21 protein-coding genes, 9 tRNA genes and 1 pseudogene are annotated in these 19,689 nt (G+C 46.0%); 5 read left to right on the top strand and 26 right to left on the bottom strand.

The window, feature by feature from the left end:
• Positions 1 to 109: 109 nt before the first annotated feature.
• From AACT18_RS08580 to mutY, 12 genes are all read right to left on the bottom strand, one after another.
• Positions 110 to 185 (bottom strand) — tRNA-Asn (locus tag AACT18_RS08580).
• A 31-nt stretch (positions 186 to 216) separates the two neighbouring features.
• Positions 217 to 292, bottom strand: a tRNA-Thr gene (locus tag AACT18_RS08575).
• A 34-nt stretch (positions 293 to 326) separates the two neighbouring features.
• Positions 327 to 402: transfer RNA gene (locus AACT18_RS08570), tRNA-Asn, on the bottom strand.
• A 15-nt stretch (positions 403 to 417) separates the two neighbouring features.
• A tRNA-Thr gene (locus AACT18_RS08565) sits at positions 418 to 493 on the bottom strand.
• Between the two features lie 55 nt (positions 494 to 548).
• Positions 549 to 624, bottom strand: a tRNA-Phe gene (locus AACT18_RS08560).
• A gap of 377 nt (positions 625 to 1,001) precedes the next feature.
• A tRNA-Asn gene (locus tag AACT18_RS08555) sits at positions 1,002 to 1,077 on the bottom strand.
• 36 nt (positions 1,078 to 1,113) lie between these two features.
• A tRNA-Phe gene (locus tag AACT18_RS08550) sits at positions 1,114 to 1,189 on the bottom strand.
• A gap of 6 nt (positions 1,190 to 1,195) precedes the next feature.
• Positions 1,196 to 1,271, bottom strand: a tRNA-Thr gene (locus AACT18_RS08545).
• Between the two features lie 55 nt (positions 1,272 to 1,326).
• Positions 1,327 to 1,402, bottom strand: a tRNA-Phe gene (locus AACT18_RS08540).
• Positions 1,403 to 1,508: 106 nt separating this feature from the next.
• Positions 1,509 to 2,639 (bottom strand): membrane-bound lytic murein transglycosylase MltC, encoded by a 1,131-nt coding sequence (gene mltC / locus AACT18_RS08535; protein WP_094124570.1) that lies wholly within the window; start codon positions 2,637 to 2,639, stop codon positions 1,509 to 1,511.
• A gap of 78 nt (positions 2,640 to 2,717) precedes the next feature.
• Entirely contained in the window at positions 2,718 to 2,990 is a 273-nt protein-coding gene (locus AACT18_RS08530; protein WP_010320634.1) for an oxidative damage protection protein, read from the bottom strand.
• Positions 2,991 to 3,011: 21 nt separating this feature from the next.
• The gene (gene mutY / locus AACT18_RS08525; RefSeq protein ID WP_013857828.1) at positions 3,012 to 4,067 is read right to left on the bottom strand and encodes an A/G-specific adenine glycosylase; all 1,056 of its coding nucleotides are present in this window, start codon (positions 4,065 to 4,067) and stop codon (positions 3,012 to 3,014) included.
• Between the two features lie 175 nt (positions 4,068 to 4,242).
• Here mutY and trmB point away from each other — a divergent pair, with 175 nt between their 5' ends.
• Both trmB and glsB read left to right on the top strand, forming a co-directional pair.
• Entirely contained in the window at positions 4,243 to 4,962 is a 720-nt protein-coding gene (trmB, locus tag AACT18_RS08520) for a tRNA (guanosine(46)-N7)-methyltransferase TrmB (protein WP_026027213.1), read from the top strand.
• Positions 4,963 to 5,105: 143 nt separating this feature from the next.
• Entirely contained in the window at positions 5,106 to 6,026 is a 921-nt protein-coding gene (gene glsB / locus AACT18_RS08515; RefSeq protein ID WP_026028230.1) for a glutaminase B, read from the top strand.
• Positions 6,027 to 6,109: 83 nt separating this feature from the next.
• Here the strand turns inward: glsB and hemW are convergent, their stop codons facing one another.
• The 7 genes from hemW to AACT18_RS08480 all read right to left on the bottom strand — a co-directional run bounded on the left by hemW (position 6,110) and on the right by AACT18_RS08480 (position 10,852).
• Positions 6,110 to 7,267 (bottom strand): radical SAM family heme chaperone HemW, encoded by a 1,158-nt coding sequence (gene hemW / locus AACT18_RS08510; protein WP_094124571.1) that lies wholly within the window; start codon positions 7,265 to 7,267, stop codon positions 6,110 to 6,112.
• Positions 7,267 to 7,866, bottom strand: coding sequence for an XTP/dITP diphosphatase (locus AACT18_RS08505; RefSeq protein ID WP_017042394.1), 600 nt, complete (start codon positions 7,864 to 7,866; stop codon positions 7,267 to 7,269). Before AACT18_RS08505 ends, hemW begins: the two co-directional genes overlap by 1 nt.
• Positions 7,867 to 7,878: 12 nt before the next feature.
• Positions 7,879 to 8,310, bottom strand: a complete 432-nt coding sequence (locus AACT18_RS08500; protein WP_013857823.1) for a DUF4426 domain-containing protein — start codon at positions 8,308 to 8,310, stop codon at positions 7,879 to 7,881.
• A 42-nt stretch (positions 8,311 to 8,352) separates the two neighbouring features.
• Positions 8,353 to 8,643, bottom strand: coding sequence for a DUF167 family protein YggU (yggU, locus tag AACT18_RS08495; protein WP_026028959.1), 291 nt, complete (start codon positions 8,641 to 8,643; stop codon positions 8,353 to 8,355).
• Positions 8,643 to 9,200: a YggT family protein gene (locus tag AACT18_RS08490; protein WP_010320643.1), complete on the bottom strand. Its 558-nt coding sequence runs from the start codon at positions 9,198 to 9,200 to the stop codon at positions 8,643 to 8,645. The genes yggU and AACT18_RS08490 overlap by 1 nt, the downstream gene beginning before the upstream one ends.
• Before the next feature lie 70 nt (positions 9,201 to 9,270).
• Entirely contained in the window at positions 9,271 to 10,089 is an 819-nt protein-coding gene (proC, locus tag AACT18_RS08485; RefSeq protein WP_094124572.1) for a pyrroline-5-carboxylate reductase, read from the bottom strand.
• A 61-nt stretch (positions 10,090 to 10,150) separates the two neighbouring features.
• Positions 10,151 to 10,852: a YggS family pyridoxal phosphate-dependent enzyme gene (locus tag AACT18_RS08480; protein ID WP_064624330.1), complete on the bottom strand. Its 702-nt coding sequence runs from the start codon at positions 10,850 to 10,852 to the stop codon at positions 10,151 to 10,153.
• Between the two features lie 25 nt (positions 10,853 to 10,877).
• Here AACT18_RS08480 and AACT18_RS08475 point away from each other — a divergent pair, with 25 nt between their 5' ends.
• Both AACT18_RS08475 and AACT18_RS08470 read left to right on the top strand, forming a co-directional pair.
• Complete coding sequence (locus AACT18_RS08475) at positions 10,878 to 11,915, top strand: type IV pilus twitching motility protein PilT (RefSeq protein WP_013857819.1); 1,038 nt, start codon at positions 10,878 to 10,880, stop codon at positions 11,913 to 11,915.
• A gap of 10 nt (positions 11,916 to 11,925) precedes the next feature.
• On the top strand, positions 11,926 to 13,032 hold the full coding sequence (locus tag AACT18_RS08470; RefSeq protein ID WP_017043050.1) for a PilT/PilU family type 4a pilus ATPase: 1,107 nt from the start codon (positions 11,926 to 11,928) through the stop codon (positions 13,030 to 13,032).
• 68 nt (positions 13,033 to 13,100) lie between these two features.
• On the opposite strand, the gene ruvX is transcribed toward AACT18_RS08470, so the two are convergent.
• The 7 genes from ruvX to metK all read right to left on the bottom strand — a co-directional run bounded on the left by ruvX (position 13,101) and on the right by metK (position 18,590).
• On the bottom strand, positions 13,101 to 13,529 hold the full coding sequence (ruvX, locus tag AACT18_RS08465) for a Holliday junction resolvase RuvX (protein ID WP_010320648.1): 429 nt from the start codon (positions 13,527 to 13,529) through the stop codon (positions 13,101 to 13,103).
• Positions 13,530 to 13,611: 82 nt separating this feature from the next.
• A complete protein-coding gene (locus tag AACT18_RS08460) occupies positions 13,612 to 14,175 on the bottom strand; it encodes a YqgE/AlgH family protein (protein WP_010320649.1) in 564 nt (187 codons plus the stop codon).
• A 46-nt stretch (positions 14,176 to 14,221) separates the two neighbouring features.
• The gene (gene gshB, locus AACT18_RS08455; protein WP_040122940.1) at positions 14,222 to 15,175 is read right to left on the bottom strand and encodes a glutathione synthase; all 954 of its coding nucleotides are present in this window, start codon (positions 15,173 to 15,175) and stop codon (positions 14,222 to 14,224) included.
• 13 nt (positions 15,176 to 15,188) lie between these two features.
• Positions 15,189 to 15,920 (bottom strand): 16S rRNA (uracil(1498)-N(3))-methyltransferase, encoded by a 732-nt coding sequence (rsmE, locus tag AACT18_RS08450; RefSeq protein WP_013857814.1) that lies wholly within the window; start codon positions 15,918 to 15,920, stop codon positions 15,189 to 15,191.
• 108 nt (positions 15,921 to 16,028) lie between these two features.
• Positions 16,029 to 16,733 (bottom strand): endonuclease, encoded by a 705-nt coding sequence (locus tag AACT18_RS08445; RefSeq protein WP_094124573.1) that lies wholly within the window; start codon positions 16,731 to 16,733, stop codon positions 16,029 to 16,031.
• A 134-nt stretch (positions 16,734 to 16,867) separates the two neighbouring features.
• Positions 16,868 to 17,368, bottom strand: coding sequence for a SprT family zinc-dependent metalloprotease (locus AACT18_RS08440; protein ID WP_013857812.1), 501 nt, complete (start codon positions 17,366 to 17,368; stop codon positions 16,868 to 16,870).
• A 67-nt stretch (positions 17,369 to 17,435) separates the two neighbouring features.
• Complete coding sequence (gene metK / locus AACT18_RS08435; protein WP_029189916.1) at positions 17,436 to 18,590, bottom strand: methionine adenosyltransferase; 1,155 nt, start codon at positions 18,588 to 18,590, stop codon at positions 17,436 to 17,438.
• Between the two features lie 329 nt (positions 18,591 to 18,919).
• Here metK and AACT18_RS08430 point away from each other — a divergent pair.
• A pseudogene (locus AACT18_RS08430) lies at positions 18,920 to 19,689 on the top strand (transketolase family protein); the annotation flags it as partial.

Raw genomic sequence — 19,689 nt, 5'->3', positions numbered from 1 at the left:
AATTACCGCGAACGTTCCAATCGATTGAGCTGGTGCAAACTGGCTCTTTTTATTATGAGCATACGCAAGACACAAAAAAAGCCAAGTTTGAAAACTTGGCTTTAGAAAGTGGCTCCCCCTGCAAGACTTGAACTTGCGACATACGGATTAACAGTCCGCCGTTCTACCGACTGAACTAAGGGGGAACAGAATGTTTGCTTATCTTATGCAGATAAATGGTGCCGACTACCGGAATCGAACTGGTGACCTACTGATTACAAGTCAGTTGCTCTACCTACTGAGCTAAGTCGGCGCCGAATCAATAAGCAGTGCTCATTGATGAAAAGTGGCTCCCCCTGCAAGACTTGAACTTGCGACATACGGATTAACAGTCCGCCGTTCTACCGACTGAACTAAGGGGGAACAGGTTTTAAAGAATGGTGCCGACTACCGGAGTCGAACTGGTGACCTACTGATTACAAGTCAGTTGCTCTACCTACTGAGCTAAGTCGGCACATTTTTATCTTTAAATTTATTGTCTGTGCTAGGCACCAACAATTTAGAAACTGTGGTGCCCGGAGGCGGAATCGAACCACCGACACGAGGATTTTCAATCCTCTGCTCTACCGACTGAGCTATCCGGGCGACGGGGTGTATTAAAAGGTTTTTCGCATTTAACGTCAACAGTAAAATGCAAAAAAAATGTCGTTTGTTGTTTTTCTATACTTAGTGACTCGTTTTTGCCCATTTTCGTTAAAAATTAGTGTCAGATTAGATAGGGAAAGAGGCGTTGAAAAGAAAATAGGAGCTTTGAATGGAGCAAATAGCGAATAAAAGCGCGTTGAAAAACACACGTTTATCCGCTTGGTTACACTAAAGGAGCAAACTCACCAGACTGGTTTTAGTTTTTGACGGAAAATGGACTGACCCATAATTCAATCGTTGTAGAGGTAGAGGTAGAGGGGATTGGATAAATATGACAGGTAATAAAAAAGCCAAGTCGTTAGACTTGGCTTTAAAAGTGGCTCCCCCTGCAAGACTTGAACTTGCGACATACGGATTAACAGTCCGCCGTTCTACCGACTGAACTAAGGGGGAATTATCTGTGTAAGTCTAAGACTTCGCACCAAATAATGGTGCCTCGAGGCGGAATCGAACCACCGACACGAGGATTTTCAATCCTCTGCTCTACCGACTGAGCTATCGAGGCAATAAATGGTGCCGACTACCGGAATCGAACTGGTGACCTACTGATTACAAGTCAGTTGCTCTACCTACTGAGCTAAGTCGGCGCACTTTATTTATTGCTTGCTGCTACTTTAACAAAAGCACCAACAATTTAATTTGTGGTGCCCGGAGGCGGAATCGAACCACCGACACGAGGATTTTCAATCCTCTGCTCTACCGACTGAGCTATCCGGGCAACGGAGCGCTATTAAACGGATTTTCCCTTCAATCGTCAACTGCTTTTTGGAAATATTTTGAAAAAACGGTTTGTTTGCTGCGAATTTAGACAAAGCTGCGCTTTTTTATCCACCTGCGTTAAATTCCTTTTTGAATTTTGTTACTTTTTCTAAGTACCTTCTCGATTCAGCATTAGGGTGTTTTTGGGTCAGCGCCCAATAGACTTGATTGGGTTGCAGTGAATTTAAGTCCCTCATCGCTCGTTTCCTATCTTTGCTAAAGGTATTCAGTACTCCTCCTGTGCCGCCGTTGTAGGCCGAAATCATACTGTATTCGAGTGACGTTGGATGGCTGACCTCTTTGAGGTAGCGGTTTTTCAGAATATAAAAATAGGCCGTTCCCGTATCAATATTTTTTTCGGGATCAAACAGATATTCAGGACTGGGCTCACCAGATTTATTTTTGACCAGTTTAAAGACATCTCGACCTGCGGTTTTAGGAACCACTTGCATCAGGCCATACGCATTGGCCCAACTGACGGCGTAGGGGTTAAAGCTACTTTCAGTTTTTATGATCGCGTAGATCAGATCTTCGGGAATGTTATATTTTTTCGAGGCTCGGTGCACGATGTCGGCGTATTTATAACCTCGTTTAGAGGCATGATCCGCTACCATAGGAATTTCCACATAGTAGGCTTTTTTGAAATCAACGTTCTTAATTTTTAATTTATTTTCAATAAGATAATCAGCAAATCGATTCGCGCGCCAACCCCACTGGATCGGTTGTTTATCTTGATCAAGCACTTGGTTGTACAAAAATGGCTGACCATTCAATTCGATATTTTGTGAAGAGAAAAGGTCAACGTGTGCGGGATCATCAGGCGTGAGCAAGGTGGTAATAATGGCATTGCGCAGATGTTTTTTTGGGTCAGTTGGGGAAACTGTTTCGATAATAATGGTTCCCGTGGAGAAATTGACTTCGGAACGACTCAGGTAATTATCGATGTATTTTACATAGTTGCTTTTACCGGCGACTTTGATCTCTTTACTGCCCCAGCGTTTCTCAATGTTGCCAGAAAAACTGCTGATCAGTGCATCTAAGGCGGCGGTATCTTTGACAAATTGCCCGGGTAATTGCGCTAAGTTTTTGGCAAAACGGTTGGTCGGCTCATAGTCGACGCTGTATATGCGTTCAACTAATTCTCGGCTACAACCGGCCAGTAGCATTGCAATAAAAAAGTAAGTCAGCTTTCTCATTATCTTCCCAATACAAAAATGACATCAGAGCGTTTACCATGATGTCATTGATTATCCTCGAAATAAATAAGGTATCTCTTATTTGCTTGGTGGCGTGTAACCTTCGATATGGACCTCTTTTCCTTCAAATAGGAAGTTGGTCATTTCGGTTTCCAGCAATTTACGATGTTCAGGGTCCATCATATTGAGTTTTTTCTCGTTGATCAGCATGGTTTGCTTATGCTGCCATTGTGCCCAAGCCTCTTTTGAGATGTTGTCAAAAATACGTTTACCCAATTCACCTGGGTACAGTTGAAAATCCAAACCGTCGGCTTCTTTATTTAGTCGAGCACAAAATACAGTGCGGCTCATGGTCACTTCCTCTTCGGTGTTTTAAGGGTTAATTTCAAATGGAAGGCTTTCTAGCAACTGTTTTACAGGAGCGGCTAAGCCGATTTGTTCCGGTTGGGCTAAGTTATACCAAAGACCTTTGCTTGCTTCCATGATGATGTTCGGTTGTTGAGATAACTCCACCAAGATCGGTGTGATCTCTAAATGATAATGGCTAAACGTGTGGCGAAAAGCGATGAGTGGGCGAATAGAGCGGATAGCGCTCTCTTTGATGGCTCTGTGATCAAGTTGATCTTCGATGGCGCTATTGGGGTTTTCAGGGAAGCAAAATAATCCACCCCAAATTCCACTTTGAGGGCGCTGTTCTAACCATACTTGATGGTTATGGTGCAGCATCACAAACCAAGTTTGTTTGGTTGGTTTGTCTGTTTTTGGTTTTTTGCCCGGATAATCGAGTGGGTTATTTTGTTTATTGGCGATGCAAAAAGATTCAACTGGGCAGAGCGTGCATTTCGGTTTGCTGCGTGTGCAGACCATCGCCCCCATATCCATCATGGCTTGGTTATATTTATCAACATCTTGCGCTGGCGTATTTTGTTCGGCATGTTGCCACAACTGAGTTTCAACCTTTTTTTGCCCCGGCCAGCCTTCGACAGCAAAGCAGCGGGCTAAAGTACGCTTTACGTTACCATCTAAAATGGCGTGCGGCTGCTTATAAACCGAAGAAAGCACCGCCGCAGCGGTTGAGCGGCCAATACCCGGTAGAGCATTCATCTGTTCGATATCAAGGGGAAACTCACCGCCATATTCGCTGGCCACTATTTTGGCTGCTTTGTGTAGATTGCGCGCACGTGCGTAATAACCAAGGCCGGTCCATAGGTGCAGTACCTCGTCTTGTTCTGCATTGGCCAAATCAATCACGGTTGGAAAGCGTTGCATGAAGCGTTCGAAATAAGGGATCACCGTGGCGACTTGAGTTTGTTGGAGCATAATTTCCGACAGCCAAACGCTGTAGGCCGTTTTGTTTTGTTGCCACGGCAAATGTTTGCGCCCATAGGCGTCATACCATTTTAAAATGGCGTTAGCGAAAGGTGTCACGACAGGCTCTTTGGTTTATAGTTTTAGTGGAGCAAAATTGCACCACATAAATGTGACGTTGTAAAACGGACAAATTGTGTGGATTTATCCAACAAGTTTATTTCGATAACACTTGCACCGAGAATAATTCTTTGGATAATCCCCGCTTTGATTAATCAATGTGCAGGCAAGATCAATGAGTGAAGTAACCACCAACGAATATACCGAAGAAGGCAAAATACTGCGTCGAATCCGTAGTTTCGTTCGTCGTGAGGGTCGATTAACTAAAGGCCAAGAAGCGGCAATGAATGAATGTTGGCCAACAATGGGTATTGATTTCCAGCCACAATTGCTCGATTGGGCGGCGGTTTTTGGTAACGATAACCCGGTGGTTTTAGAAATCGGTTTTGGTATGGGCGCTTCATTAGTTGAAATGGCTAAAAATGCACCGCAAAAAAACTTCTTTGGTATTGAAGTGCATAGCCCAGGTGTTGGCGCCTGTTTGTCAGCCGCTCGTGATGCTGGCGTGACTAATTTACGCGTGATGTGCCATGATGCAGTGGAAGTGTTTGAACACATGATCCCTGATGGTAGCCTGCATACACTGCAACTGTTCTTCCCTGATCCTTGGCACAAAAAACGTCACCACAAGCGCCGTATTGTGCAGTTAGAATTTGCGGAAATGGTGCGTCAAAAACTAAAAATGGAAGAGGGTATCTTTCATATGGCGACCGATTGGGAAAACTACGCTGAGCATATGATTGAAGTGATGAATCAAGCGCCGGGCTTTGCCAATATTGCCGCAGAAGGTGACTATATTCCTCGTCCAGAAGAGCGTCCTTTGACTAAATTTGAAGCGCGTGGTCACCGTTTAGGTCATGGTGTGTGGGATATAAAATATAAACGCACCGCGTAACGACTCACTTTTGTTGCTGCAACAAAATTAGCGATTAAAGAAAAGCCAACATTGTTGTAATGTTGGCTTTTTCGGCCTTAGCGCCCTACGAAAATCATTATAAAAATAGAGAAAAACATTTCTCACCCGAGGTAAAGTCACCCATGAAGCTAACACCCAATCTACTTGCTGATATTTTGTGTGAGGTTCGCCCACTGATCGGCAAAGGAAAAGTCGCCGATTACATTCCTGCTTTAGCCAAAGTACCGAATAACAAGCTGGCGATCGCGGTTTACACCAATCAAGGTGAAGTGATTTCGGCTGGAGATGCCACGGAAGGATTTTCAATTCAATCCATCTCTAAAGCTTTGAGCTTAACGCTTGCTATGATGCTTTATAAACCAGAAGAGCTATGGCTTCGTGTCGGAAAAGAGCCTTCAGGCCAAGCGTTTAATTCGATGATCCAGCTTGAAATGGAGCAGGGCATTCCGCGTAACCCTTTTATCAATGCTGGAGCTATTGTGGTGGCGGATATGCTGCATAGCCGTTTATCAGCCCCTCGGCAGCGCTTACTGGAGTTTGTACGTCAGTTGTCTGGTGAAGAGGGCATCGTATACGACAAAGTGGTAGCGGCTTCAGAAATGATGCACAGCGATCGCAATGCTGCCATCGCCTATTTGATGCGATCGTTTGGTAATTTCGATAATGACGTTATCCCGGTCCTGCACAACTATTTTCACGCTTGTTCACTTAAAATGAGCTGTGTTCAATTAGCGAAAACCTTCAGTTATCTGGCGAATAAAGGGGTGTCCGTGCATACCAAGGAAGCGATAGTAACGCCGACACAAAGTAAGCAGATCAATGCCTTATTGGCGACTTGCGGTTTGTATGATGGCGCAGGAGAGTTCGCTTATCGTGTTGGCATGCCGGGTAAATCGGGCGTAGGTGGCGGTATTATTGCTGTTGTTCCTGGGGAGATGACGATTGCGGTTTGGTCGCCAGAGCTTGATGCGTCAGGTAATTCTTTAGCGGGCACTAAGATGTTAGAACTCTTGGCTGAGCGTATTGGTCGCTCTATCTTTTAAGTTCAATATTTTCTGACAGCCCGTGTTTTTGGCAAAAGATTGGCTACCGATTAGGTTAGCCAATCTCTGTTGGGTTTATCTTTTTAGTCGTCAGCCATAAAGGCTTCGAGCAAGTCATTAAGAAACAGTTTTCCTTTTTCTGTGATTTGCCAGTGACTTTCGGTTTGCGTTAAATAGTGTTCGGCTAGTGCCCAATCTATCGTTGGTTGAATCACGCTTAAACTTAATCCAGTTGTTTCAACAAAGTCTTGTTTCGGACAAGGTTCCATCAAGCGAAAGCGGTTCATGAAGAATTCAAAAGGGCGATCCGCAGCGGCGACTTCAAATTCGTCATCCAAGTAAGGTTTGAGTAAATTGAGATAGCCACGCGGATGCTTCACCTTAGTGGTGCGTACAATACGCCCATCGTTAAAGCTGAGCTTGCCATGCGCGCCACAACCAATCCCCAGATAATCACCAAAGCGCCAGTAATTTAAGTTGTGTTGGCATTGATAGCCGGGCTTGCTATAGCCAGAAATTTCATACTGCACGTACCCAGCGGCGGCCAATTTTTGGTGACCCAGCTCAAAAATATCCCACAGTGCGTCATCATCTGGCAAAGTAGGCGGTTTAAAGTAGAAAACCGTATTAGGTTCAATGGTCAGTTGATACCAAGAAAGATGAGGTGGGTTTAGTGCAATCGCTTTGTCTAAATCGGCCAGCGCTTGTTCACAGTTTTGATCGGGTAAGCCATGCATCAAATCTAAGTTGAAGCTGTTTAAGCCAATTTGATGAGCTAATTGAGCGGCATTAACCGCTTCTTGCTGACCATGAATTCGCCCTAAACGTGCCAGTTTTTGTGGCTCAAAACTTTGTACACCAATCGAGATGCGCGTCACCCCTGCTTGTCGATATCCAACAAAACGGTCAGCTTCTACCGTGCCCGGGTTGGCCTCCATGGTGATTTCAATCCCAGGCTTAAACGCAAGACGCGCTTCAATGCCTTGCAGCAGGCGAGCAATACCTTCAGCAGAAAAAAGACTCGGTGTACCACCGCCAATAAAAATGGAATGCAATGGGCGAGGATGGTCTGCAAGGCGGTATTTGGCGATATCGGTATCGAGATCCTCCAATAGCGCATCAATGTATTCACGTTCAGGAATATCGTGCTTTAGCGCGTGAGAGTTAAAATCACAATAGGGGCATTTTTGTACACACCACGGGATGTGCACGTACAAACTCAGCGCGGGTGGTTGCAACATTATGAATTTTGCTCGCTTAAGGTTTTAAATAGCATTTTTAGCGCTTTGCCACGATGTGAAAGCTGCTTTTTACGTGCAGGTAGCAGTTCAGCTGAAGCGCAGTTATCTTCAGGGACAAAGAAGATCGGATCATAACCAAAACCGTTACTGCCGTGAGCTTGGTGCAAGATGCGACCTTGCCACGTACCATGGCAGACCAATGGTGTTGGGTCATTTTCGTGACGCATGAAAACCAGCACGCAATGAAAACGAGCGGTGCGTTGTTCGTCTGGTACGCCTTCCATCGCAGCTAATAATTTTTCTAGGTTTTGTTGGTCACTGGCATTTTCACCAGCGTAGCGCGCCGAGTAAATCCCCGGAGCACCTTGCAGATAATCCACTTCTAAGCCGGAGTCATCGGCAATCGCAGGTAAGCCAGTGATTTTGGCAGCATGTCGTGCTTTGATGATCGCATTCTCAATAAAGGTGGTGCCAGTTTCCTCGGCTTCTGGGACGTTTAATTCTGTTTGCGCCACCACATCAAAACCGAAATCAACCAGCAGATCAGCCATTTCGCGCACTTTGCCTTGGTTTCCTGTGGCTAATACTATTTTTTTCATTGTGCTGTTTCTCTATTCTTCGACGTAGAATTTTTGGGTAAATTTAAGCTTACCGGTGCCTTTTAAGCCCGCATCAACCTCAATGTCAAAACTCAAATTCTCTTCATTGGTAATGGGGAATTCAGCGAGGTAATAAATCGCGTTGCCCTCTTTGAATTGTTTAAATTCAAGTTCACGTACCTGACCGATTAGGTTTTTCGCATTGCCTTTGAGTGTCGCTTCCATAGCTGGTTTACCTAAGGCCGAGTTATCTAATACGCTGATGTTTAAAATAGCCGAGTAACCATTACGTTTTAACTGATAACTGCGCGCCACTTGTGGCGTTAAAAATGTTGAGTTGAAAGCTGAGTAGTGAACTTCAACATTCTTGATGGTTTGAAACTGCTCGGCGAGTGTGGGTAGCGAAATAAAGGCTATAACAAACGCTATCATCCATTTACGCATGTGGTGCTCCTTACAAAACAGAGTGGGCTAAATAAAAAGCCATCACAAGATGGCTTCAATCGGCTCTGGTATCACTTGAGGTGAATGAATTCGGACTTGTTTATGACGTCCCAATTCCCCTTTTTCTATCTCGATTAAACCTTTGGCGACTTTAAATTGTTTGGCCAAGAATTTGGTTAAATGCGCGTTGGCTTTGCCATCAACAGGCGGTGCGGTGATGGCAATTTTGAGCTCCTCACCATGTAAGCCGACGATACTATCGCGGCTTGCTTTGGGTTGGATGTAGAGTTTGAGGATTAGATCCTCTCCCTCTTGCCAAACAGCAGATGACATTACAACTGATACCATACTGGGCCAATAAAATCGCCCATTAGGAAGTTAGCAAACTGCAGCACAATAAACAGCACCAATACACTTAAATCAAAACCACCCATCGCTGGTAGGATACGGCGGATCGGCGCAAGCATCGGCTCGGTTAATTGATGAAATACGTATTCAATCGGGCTGCGGCCTTGGCTAACCCAACTTAGAATAGCGCGGATCAACAGCACCCAGAACAGTAAACCGCCAGCGGCTTTGACTAACGAGAGTAAGCCTAAGAATAAAAAGTAGACGCTAAAACTAACCGCACCACCTGATGCCACCAGCATTAAGGCAATAAATTTCAATACGCACAGCACGTACGCAAAGAGAACCGTGGCCAAATCTAGGCTACCAATGGATGGAATCGCGCGGCGCAGTGGGCCAACCACAGGTTGCGTTGCTTTGACGATAAACTGGGAGAATGGGTTATAGAAATCGGCACGCGCTGCTTGTAACCAGATACGTAAAATTACGACCATGATGTACAGATCAAACAGGGTGGAGATCAAAAAACTCATTGAATTCATAGCTAGCCCTTAATATGAGTAGAGTGTCGTTTGCGCTTTTGCGCTATAGCTTAGTGAAACGCCACTAGGATTAAAACAGTTTTTCCATTTCTTGTGCACGAGTTACGGCCGCTTGCATCGCTTGTGCAACGATATTGGCAAGTTGATGCTCGTTAAAGGTGCGAATCGCCTCGGCGGTGGTGCCGCCTTTGGAGGTCACTTGTTCACGCAATGTCGAGAGTTCAATATCAGGGTTTGCCACCACCATTTCGGCTGCGCCTAACGCCGCTTGTTGTACTAACAAACGGGCCGTTTCTTTATCAAAGCCTTGAGCGATGGCTTCATTTTGCATCGCTTCTATAAACAAAAAGAAGTAGGCAGGCGCACTGCCTGCGGCGGCGATGATGCCATTAATGGCGGACTCGTTTTCAACCCAGCACACTTCACCAACGGCTTGTAGCAATTGTGCGGTAAAGCGTTTGTCTTGCTCTGATACGCTTGGAGTGGCAAATAGACCGCTCATGCCTCGATTGATCAGCGAAGGTGTATTGGGCATGGCGCGTACTAGTTGCAGTTCGGTCGCCAGCATCTCATTAAGGCGCGCCGCAGAAACACCTGCTGCAATGGAGATCACCAACTTATTTCTAAAATCAATGGATTGCAAAGGTTGACAGACACTGGCCATCAACTGCGGTTTGACCGCCAGTACCACCACATCGGCTTGCTGCGCTGCGGCAAGATTATCGCTGGTGGTGTGAATGCCATAAGCACTTTCCAGTGGTTTGCGTCTTGTTTCTGACGGTGCGGTCGCGGTAATTCTATCAGCTGGATAACCGCTGGCGACTAAGCCTGCAATAATTGCTTTGGCCATATTGCCTGCACCGATAAAAGTGATGTTTCTCTGCTGCATCTGCTGACCTCTAATTGCTTGTCGCTGATTGATTATTATGTGGTTGATAGTTAAGCCAGTGCTAAGCGTAATCACGCGCACCAAAAATAGCGGTGCCGATCCTCACCATAGTGCTACCAGCTTCAATCGCCGCTTGCATGTCACCACTCATGCCCATTGAGAGCGTATCTAACCCTGAAAAACGTTCAGACAATTGCGCTTGTAAGCTCGCCAGTTTTTGAAATGCGGCAAGTTGCGCAGCGTAATCGGGGACATTCTCAGGAATAGACATCAGTCCTCTTAACGTGAGGTTGGGTAGCGCGGATATCAACTCTGCCAACTCAACTATTTCGTGTTCACTAATGCCCGATTTCGAGCTTTCACCGCTGGTGTTGACTTGAATCAAGACCTGTAGTGGTGGCATGCCCGCTGGGCGTTGATCATTTAAACGCTGGGCAATTTTACTTCGATCCACCGTATGCACCCAAGCAAAGTTCTCGGCCACAATGCGCGATTTATTGGACTGAATTGGGCCGATAAAGTGCCATTCTAAATCCAGTTCGGGGTGCAAGGTATTGAAGTATTGAACTTTATCCGCGCCCTCTTGCACATAGTTTTCACCAAATAAACGTTGCCCAGCGCGCGCCGCTTCTAGAATCGCCTCGACAGGTTTGGTCTTACTGACCGCTAAAAGTTGCACTCTCTCTCGAGCGCGTCCACACTTTTGTTGTGCACTTTCAATTTGTGAAGTGATCTGTTCAATGTTTTGTTGAATACTACTCATAGCCTGACTTTACTAAGGAAATTAAATGGATATCGCTGAGCTACTGGATTTTAGTGTAAAGCACAACGCTTCGGATCTACACCTATCTGCAGGTGTTCCACCTATGGTACGGATAGATGGTGAAGTAAGAAAGCTCGGAGTGCCTGCTTTTACTCATGCTGACGTGCATCGTTTGATTTTTGAGATCATGAACGATGCTCAGCGTAGTGAATTTGAAGAGAAACTGGAAGTGGATTTCTCATTTGAGCTGCCTAATGTAGGGCGTTTTCGTGTCAATGCTTTCCATCAATCTCGTGGCTGCTCTGCGGTTTTCCGGACGATTCCAACGGTGATCCCAACCTTGGAAGAACTACAAGCGCCTGACATTTTTAATAAAATCGCCAATTATGAGAAAGGATTGGTGCTGGTGACTGGGCCAACAGGGTCGGGTAAATCGACCACACTGGCAGCAATGGTTGATTACATTAATTCTCATCACAACAAACACATTTTAACCATTGAAGACCCCATTGAGTTTGTGCATAGCAACAATAAATGTTTGGTTAACCAACGTGAAGTGCACCGAGATACCCACAGTTTTAAAGCGGCGCTACGCTCGGCGCTGCGCGAAGATCCGGATGTAATCTTAGTCGGTGAGCTGCGCGATCAAGAAACCATCAGCTTAGCGTTAACCGCGGCTGAAACCGGGCATTTAGTGTTTGGCACGTTACATACCAGCTCTGCGGCGAAAACTATCGACCGGATCATTGATGTTTTCCCCGGTAGTGATAAAGAGATGGTTCGTTCAATGCTCTCTGAATCATTGCGAGCAGTGATTGCGCAAAAGCTGCTAAAACGTTTAGGTGGGGGCCGCGTCGCGTGTCATGAAATTATGCTTGCCACTCCAGCTATTCGTAACTTGATCCGCGAGGATAAGGTTGCGCAGATGTACTCCATCATCCAAACGGGTGCGGCGCATGGCATGCAAACCATGGAACAGAATTCTAAACAGTTGATTGCGCAAGGTATTGTCGATCAAGAAGAAGTGCAGAAAAAACTGGAAGTCAATTCATCACCATTTTAAGAGAGAACTCATGGAACTGAACCAATGTCTTGAGGGTATGTTGACTCAAAAAGCTTCCGACTTGTACCTCACCGTAGGAGCGCCAGTGTTATTTCGCGTCGATGGTGAGTTAAGAGCTCACGGCGAAAAGTTATCCCAAACGCAGGTGCTGGCGTTGTTAGATGCCATGATGGATGAGGATCGCCGCCGTGAATTTCAACGTACACGTGAAGCCAATTTTGCAGTGGTGAGAAAGATAGGCCGCTTTCGTGTCAGTGCTTTTTTCCAGCGCGAGCTGCCCGGTGCAGTGATCCGCCGCATTGAAACTCATATTCCCACCTTTGAAGAATTAAAGTTACCGGGCGTGTTGCAAGATCTTTCGATTGCAAAGCGTGGGCTGGTGCTGGTGGTTGGCGCGACGGGGTCGGGCAAATCGACCACCATGGCGGCCATGACGGGTTATCGTAACTCGCACCGAACTGGGCATATTTTAACGGTGGAAGACCCGATTGAGTTTGTGCATGAGCATCAGCGTTGTATTGTGACCCAGCGAGAAGTGGGGTTGGATACCGAGAGTTACGAAGTAGCGCTAAAAAATTCGCTACGCCAAGCTCCTGATATGATTTTAATTGGTGAGATCCGTTCACGTGAAACGATGGAATATGCGATGACCTTTGCCGAAACCGGTCATTTATGTATGGCAACGCTGCATGCTAACAATGCTAACCAAGCGCTTGAACGAATTTTGCATTTGGTCCCTAAAGAGCAAAAAGAGCAGTTTTTATTTGATCTGTCGATGAACCTCAGAGGTGTCGTTGGGCAACAGTTGCTCCGCGATAAAAATGGCAAGGGACGACATGGGGTGTTTGAGATTTTACTCAATAGTCCTCGAATTTCCGATTTGATCCGCCGCGGTGATCTGCACGAATTGAAAGCGACGATGGGCAAATCACAAGAAGTGGGGATGCAGACTTTTGACCAAGCACTGTATCAACTGGTTGTTGATGAGAAAATCAGTGAACAAGATGCACTGCACAGCGCCGACTCCGCCAATGATTTACGTTTAATGTTAAAAACAAAGCGTGGCGAAGGGCTCAGCAGTGGCACATTGGATAACGTGCAGATTGATATGGAATAGTCGCAGTTCAAGACGAACAATCCCGAACTCGATTCGGGATTGTGTTGCACCGCTGTATTAAAGTTAAGTTACGCGCCCCATTGCGCTTCAAACCAGCTCTCTAAGATCACTACAGCTGATTGGCAATCGACATTGCCTTTGCTCAGTGCTTTGTAGCCGCCCATGGCAAATAAGTCGGCGCGCGCTTCCCGGGTTGAAAGCCGTTCGTCATGCATCTCAACGGGTAAGCCAAAGCGCCCGTGTAAACGCTGCGCAAATTTTTTGGCTCGCGGAGTAATGGTTTCCAACGCTTTGCCGTGCAAATCTGTTGGTAGCCCTACCACCAATAAATGGGGTTGCCACTCTTTGATCTGCTTTTCGATCTCTTGCCAATGTGGAATTCCGTCATTGGCTTTAAAGGCTTTAAGTGGCGATGCGGTGCCTGTAACTTCTTGGCCAATCGCACTGCCGATGCTTTTGGTGCCAAAGTCAAAAGCCATAATGGTTCTGGATGTCATAATCAGTATCTTGCATGGTGTAACGAAGGCTCTAAAAAGGCGCGTAGCCTAGTTAGAGCCGTAAAGGTTAGAGCCGTAAAAGTTAAGCATGCCCAGCTTGCGCTGAGAGTTGGATGGGATCAATACCGAATTTTTTAATCGCCTGATTCCACTTATCGTGAATGGGCGTATTAAAGATAACCTCTGGATCGGCCTCAATGGTTAACCAAGAATTTTCAGCCAGCTCTAACTCAAGCTGACCGGGCTCCCAGCCTGAATAACCCAGAGCCACAAGATAGTGACTTGGTTCGGCATCCGTGCCCAGTACCGCTAAAATATCTTTCGATGTGGTGACGGCAATGTCATCGCTCATACGGATGCTGGATTCATAATGATCTTTCGGTCGATGTAGAATAAACCCACGATCTTCAGAAACAGGACCGCCATTCAATACGGGCCTTTTTAGGCTATCAAGTTGAAGCTTCGGGTAGCTTGGCTCAACATCGACTTGGTTTAACATGCCGCCCACAGTGATATCAATCGGCACATTAATCATCAAGCCCATCGCCCCATCTTCATTGTGTTCACAGATGTAAATAACACTGTGCTTGAAGTAAGGGTCTCTCATACTTGGCATGGCAACTAAAAAATGATTTGTAAGATTCATACTGCCTCCAACCTATCGCAAATTACTGGGCAAGAGTTTGCCCAGTTCAGCATGACTTGTTGATTCGACGCTCAATCGCGTCCATCAACTTACCGGTAATTGAGATATCAAAGGCGGCCTCTATTTCACGAATACACGTAGGGCTCGTCACGTTGATCTCAGTGAGCTTGTCGCCAATAACGTCAAGTCCGACAAAGATTAAGCCTTTTTCTTTCAATGTTGGAGCAATAGTTTGAGCAATTTTTTTATCGGTTTCGCTTAGCGGACGCGCTTCACCACGGCCACCAGCTGCCAAATTGCCACGGGTTTCACCTTGTGCCGGAATTCGCGCTAGGCAGTAAGGCATTGGTTCACCATCGACCACTAAAATACGTTTATCACCGTTGCTGATGTCAGGTACAAAAGTTTGCGCCATACAGTAGTTTTGGCCGTGGTTAGTTAATGTTTCGATAATGACAGATACGTTTGGATCACCCTCTTTAACGCGGAAGATAGATGCCCCGCCCATACCGTCTAACGGTTTTAAAATCACATCACCATGTTGCGCGCGGAAGGCTTTAATTTTTTCCGCTTTACGCGTCACTATGGTGGTTGGCGTTAGTTCAGGGAACCATGCCGTAAACAGTTTCTCATTGCAGTCACGTAAGCTTTGCGGCTTATTGACGATTAATGTTCCTGCTTCTTCTGCTCGTTCTAGAATGTAGGTTGCGTAGATATATTCAGTGTCAAACGGCGGATCTTTACGCATCAACACTGCATCGAGATCAGCCAGTGGAATAGTTTGCTCAGATAAAAACTCATACCAACCGTTCGGATCTTCTTTCAATGTCACCACTTTGGTATCGGCAAAAGCGACACCTTGATCTAAGTGTAGATCATTCATCTCCATATAGTGGATTTCATAACCACGACGCTGCGCTTCTAGCAACATGGCAAAGCTGGAATCTTTTTTGATGTTAATGGACGAGATAGGGTCCATGACGATACCAAGTTTAATCATTGTTTTTCTCCGGTTAGCCAAGATCGCCAAAGCGAACTTGAAGAGCAGTAATAGCCGTTAAGGCCGCAGTTTCAGTACGCAGTACGCGTGGGCCTAGCAAGGTTTCTTCAAAATGGTACTGTTCAGTCATGCTAATTTCTGATTCTGATAAGCCCCCTTCAGGGCCAATCAACAAACGGACTTTATTGATGGGTTGAGGCAGGGTATTAATCGAATACTTCGCACGTGGATGTAAGTTGAGCTTGAGCGCATCACTGGGTTCGGCACACCACTCTTCCAATTGCATAATTGGGCGGATCAGCGGCACTATATTGCGGCCGCACTGCTCACAAGCGCTGATTGCAATTTTTTGCCACTGTTCAAGTTTTTTCTCAAAACGTTTGGCATCTAATTTCACGCCGCAACGTTCAGAAATCAAAGGCGTGATGGTATTGACGCCAAGTTCGACCGATTTTTGAATGGTGAACTCCATTTTGTCTCCACGCGAGATCACCTGCCCAAGGTGTAAATTAAGAGGCGATTCACAGCTGCTTTCGACTCTTTTCAACACATTGACCAGCACATTTTTTTTGCTGACCTCGGTAATTTCCGCTGGGAATTCCGCGCCACTGCCATCAAAAAGCAGTACTTCTTGGCCCGCTTGCATGCGTAACACCCGGCCAATATGCCCAGCCGCATCATCATTGAGAGCAATAATGCTTGAGGGTTGAAGAGGAGTCGGATGATAAATTCTAGGGATACGCATGGATAGTTCCTACCTGACGTTGAATAGCCATTAACATGGATGCTTTACACTGAAAAAACAAGGGGCAAGGGTGAGTTTCAATCACGAAAATAGCCCATAAAAAGTACCTTATGAACGGCACTGTTGCTGCACAAATGAGTTGTGGTTGCCTTGAACTTTGGCAATTCGCTGATCGCGTTTGCATTCCCACTCATCGGCTGGGTATTGGCGATTCCAAGCTTGCATTAGTTGTGTTTGGGACTTGGATAACTGAAAGCCATAGTTTTGGCTCATGTACAGATAGGTACGAGCAATTGAGCCACGTGCTCTATCGGGTGGCATGACTTTGCGTTGTTTAAAATCGACCTGCATTTCACAACGGCCATAGCTTTCACCTTCTACGCCATTCCACTGACTGAAATTGTAGTTTGAACGATCGCCGTTGACTTCGCCAATCGCCGGCGTCAGGTTGTGAAGGTCAGCTTCCATCGAACGAAAAATAGTATCATTTTTGGTGCAATTTTTACGCCCACCTTGTTGCCAGCACTGACGCTGGTGGCCAAATTGCCAAGCAGGGACGACGTGTTCCCATTCAATACGGCTGGCGCGAGTTTGTTGTTTGCGAACTTGGTAACCACAAGCTTGTAAGTCGGGCGTGCCTTTCTTACCTTGCCATGCAATGTCACAACCGCAGTAAAAGCTCACTGGATGATCATGATAGATTTTCAATGCTTCTTTTTTAGCTTGAGAAAAGGAAGCGGGAGGCGCAGCTAGGGCACAAAACGAGAACAGAGCTAAGCTGCTATTCACAAGCAATAAGCGAAAATAGGACATCGTTTAGACTGATATAAGTATGGTTTTTATTAGTCTAACACTCAGATTAAAGAATAATAAATGATGTTTTTGTTGTTAATTGCAGATGAGTGTAACCACTGCTGTGGATTCAAGTAGCAGCAACCAAAGTTTATTTAGGAAAGCTGCACGCCAGTAAAATGGAGCGTTTGTGCACAGTGTTGACAGCGGTAGGTGGCTTGATTGCGCATCACTTTATTGTGACGACGGACAGTGAGCGGATAATGCGCACAGGCGCAGTGATATTCAAAGGTTTTGCCTTGCACAGAAGAGACTTCAAAGCGATGAGTGGTATTGGCTGGTAAATGAAACACTTGATTCATCACGGCCTGCCACTCTTTACCGTGTGGACGAACACGACCATAGCGCTGGTAGGTAATTAGGTGGGCGATTTCATGTGGGATCACTTCATCGAGAAAAGCGCGTTGATTTTCAGCAAACAGCACTGGATTCAGTCTGATTTCCCAACGTTGTAAATAAGCCTTACCTGCCGCCTTTCCCCGCAACTGATAGTTGATATTTGGCATAGGGAAGTCGTGTTGAAAATAGTGACGAGCGGTTGTGATGCACTGTTTTGCTTTTACTTGCGCGCGGTAATGTAGCTCAAAATTAGGCACAGATTCATTCCTAGAAAAAAGCCCTTGCGAATGAGCAAGGGCTTACAAATTTAAACTAGGTTGAAAATTACTTCAAGCCAGCAAAGTCACGCAGGATGGCGGCTTTGTCAATCGCTTCCCAAGGAAACTCTTCACGGCCGAAGTGACCGTAAGCGGCAGTTTTCTTGTAGATCGGTTGCAGTAAATTGAGCATTTCTTGTAAGCCGTATGGGCGTAGGTCGAAGTGCTGGCGTACCGCTTCAATGATGATCTCTTGTGATACTTTTTCAGTACCAAAGGTTTCGACCATGATTGAGGTTGGATCTGCGATACCAATGGCGTATGACAACTGAATTTCACAGCGGTCAGCAAGGCCTGCCGCTACGATGTTTTTCGCTACATAACGCGCCGCGTAGGCTGCACTACGGTCTACTTTTGATGGATCTTTACCAGAGAATGCACCACCACCGTGACGCGCTGCGCCGCCGTAGGTATCAACAATGATCTTACGACCAGTTAAACCACAGTCACCCATTGGGCCGCCAATCACAAAACGACCGGTTGGGTTGATGAAGAATTTGGTCTCTTTGCTAAGCCACTCGGCTGGCAACACAGGCTTAATGATCTCTTCCATGACGCCTTCGCGTAGGTCAGCTGTCGAGATAGAGTCGCAATGTTGCGTTGAAAGAACGACTGCATCAATTCCGACAATTTTACCTTGGTCATATTGGAAGGTAACTTGAGATTTTGCATCAGGACGTAGCCAAGAAAGCGTGCCATTTTTACGCACTTCTGCTTGTTTTTGCATCAAGCGGTGAGCGTAGGTGATTGGTGCCGGCATCAGGATTTCAGTTTCGTTGGTCGCGTAACCGAACATAATACCTTGGTCACCGGCGCCTTGTTCTTTAGGATCGGCCTTATCAACACCTTGGTTGATATCAGGTGACTGTTTACCAATGGTATTCAAAACGGCGCAAGAATTGGCATCGAAACCCATCTCTGAGTTGACGTAACCAATTTCACGAACGGTTTGGCGAGTAAGCTCTTCAATGTCCACCCATGCAGAGGTAGTGATTTCACCACCAACCATGACCATGCCGGTTTTCACGTAAGTTTCACAAGCAACGCGCGCTTTGATGTCTTGTTCTAGAATCGCATCCAAAACTGCATCAGAAATTTGGTCTGCAATTTTATCTGGATGGCCTTCTGAAACGGATTCAGAAGTAAACAGGTGCTTAACCATGAGAGCTCCACTTTTAATCGTTGGACTATGGCAAGCTTCGCTCACCATCGTTATTCATTAGTTTATGTAGGTGTTTCTACATCTAGACGTCTATTCTAGTTTTGAATGGTCGAATTACAAGTTATTTTTACGCCTGTCTGTAAACCAAACGTTTGCTTAAATTTAGATGAAAAATTGGAGTTTGGTTTTTTATCCTAAAAATAAGCGCTAAAGAGCACTATTTCTCCAGTAAAACGTTTGCAGTGAGAAAAGTGCTTTGAGAGAATAGCCGCGCTATTTTCAGCCCATTTCCGTTAATTTGAATTCGCTTAATGCACTCAGGAGCAGACATGTCTTCCCGTAACCTTGTTTCTAATAAAGAACTCGCCAATGCCATCCGTGCTCTTAGTATGGACGGTGTTCAACAAGCTAACTCTGGTCACCCTGGTGCACCGATGGGTATGGCGGATATCGCTGAAGTTCTTTGGCGTAGCCACTTAAACCATAACCCACAAAACCCACAATGGGCTGACCGTGACCGTTTTGTGCTGTCAAACGGCCACGGCTCAATGCTGATTTACTCTTTATTGCACCTGAGCGGTTACGCGCTGTCGATTGATGATTTGAAAAACTTCCGTCAATTGCACTCAAAAACACCGGGTCACCCAGAATACGGTTACGCGCCGGGCATTGAAACCACCACGGGCCCACTAGGCCAAGGTATTACCAATGCGGTCGGCATGGCGATGGCTGAAAAAGCACTGGCGGCGCAGTTCAACAAACCGGGTCACGACATTGTTGACCACTTCACTTATGTGTTCATGGGTGATGGTTGTTTGATGGAAGGCATCTCGCACGAGGCGTGTTCTCTGGCGGGCACACTGGGCCTTGGCAAACTGATTGCGTTTTGGGATGACAACGGCATCTCTATCGATGGTCATGTGGAAGGCTGGTTCTCTGATGACACGCCAAAACGTTTTGAAGCGTACGGCTGGCATGTTATTGCTGCGGTTGATGGCCATAACGCTGAAGCGATTAATGCCGCGATTGAGGCTGCGAAAGCAGACCCTCGTCCAACCTTGATTTGCACCAAAACCATCATCGGTTTTGGTTCGCCAAA

Source organism: Vibrio sp. V04_P4A5T148, from assembly GCF_963875605.1.
Taxonomy (GTDB): domain Bacteria; phylum Pseudomonadota; class Gammaproteobacteria; order Enterobacterales; family Vibrionaceae; genus Vibrio; species Vibrio anguillarum.
This window is presented reverse-complemented; position numbering and strand designations above follow the sequence as displayed.